Source organism: Streptomyces spongiae (genome assembly GCF_009377185.1).
Lineage (GTDB): Bacteria > Actinomycetota > Actinomycetes > Streptomycetales > Streptomycetaceae > Streptomyces > Streptomyces spongiae.
Genome location: NZ_VJZC01001076.1, coordinates 1 through 1265, shown reverse-complemented (window position 1 = coordinate 1265; position 1265 = coordinate 1). Strand labels below are relative to the sequence as shown.

2 protein-coding genes are annotated in these 1265 nt (G+C 69.3%); both read right to left on the bottom strand.

Going from position 1 to position 1265, the window contains the following annotated elements:
- The coding region (locus tag FNH08_RS50215; RefSeq protein ID WP_194238906.1) for a caspase family protein at positions 1 to 793 on the bottom strand (793 nt) is incomplete at its 3' end.
- Positions 780 to 1265: hypothetical protein (locus FNH08_RS50210; RefSeq protein WP_228034878.1), on the bottom strand; the 486-nt coding region annotated here is incomplete at its 5' end. The genes FNH08_RS50210 and FNH08_RS50215, both read right to left, overlap by 14 nt.

Below are 1265 nucleotides of genomic sequence, written 5' to 3'. Positions count from 1 at the left end.
GGTCTGGCGGTCCGGGAACCGGTCGTCCGGCGGGAGGGGCGTGGGCGATGACGACCCGGTACTCCAGTTCGGTCCACATCTGCGGGCTCTGTCCCGCGTGGGAGGCGTGCATACGTTCGCAGATGTACTCGTACAGGTCGTGCACGCTGACCAGGCCGTCGCGGTTGGTGTCCGCCTCCCCGGTCCGCAGCCCCTCGATGATGAACCCGGTGAAGCGTGACGGCTCGGGTGCGAGCGGGTCGGCGTGGTCACCCTCCCAGGCGTACTCGACACGGTTCGTCGCCGTCAGCACCACCCGGCCGCGGCCGGCCAGTTCGTCCTTGATGTGGACCGCGGTGTCGCCTTTGCTGCCGGTCAGGAACGCGCCGCTGTAGCAACAGTCGAGCAGCAGCACGATGGACCGCGCGCGGCAGCGGTTCATCTGTGTGCGCAGGAACGCGGCCGACACGGCAGTGGAGGCCAACAGTCTCCGGTCGGTGTCCCGAGCCGCGAAGTACAGCTCGCCGTCGGCGTTCTTGACGCCGTGTCCCGACAGGTGCAGCAGAAGCAGGTCGTCCCCGCCGCGGTTGAGGAAGAACTGCTCGATGGCCCGGTTCACTTCGTGGTGGCGGCCGTCCACGACCGTGTCCACACGGAAGTCGCCGATGGCCGGATCGTGCAGCACAGCGGCCATGCCCTCGGCGTCCCGACCGGGGGAACGCAGTCGGCTCAGACCTGGCTCGTCATAGCGGTCCGTGGCGATCAGCAGCGCGAAACGCCCGCCCCGCCGATCGCCACCGTCAGGCCGCGCCATCGGTGTCCGGGACCGGGGAGGGATCCGCCCCCGTGACGGGATCCGGCGCCGCGGCCGCCGTATCACCTGTCCGCGCCGATTCCTGCGCGACGATGAACGCGTCGATCAGCTTCTGCTGGTTCCCTGCCGAAACACCCTGTACTTCCAGGCTGTTGTCACCGATGGTGATCGTGACCGTACGAACGGGACGATGCTCCATCCACGCGACCACCACCTTCACCACGCTGCGCAGCACCGGCAGCGCCAGGCTCACCGCCAACGCGCCCGTGGCGATCAGCTCGGGAGACTTGGCACCCGTTGGGGCCGCACCGCCGTCGGCCAACTCGACGTCCTCGACGTCGAGTTCCAACAGCTGGTTCCGTAGCCCCAGGCCCAGCGCCTCCAGTTCCTCCGGGCCGACATCGGCCTGCGCCCCCAGAACCACAGTTGCCCGCGCCGTCGCCTCGCCGCCCACCCCGGTCCCCCCAAACAC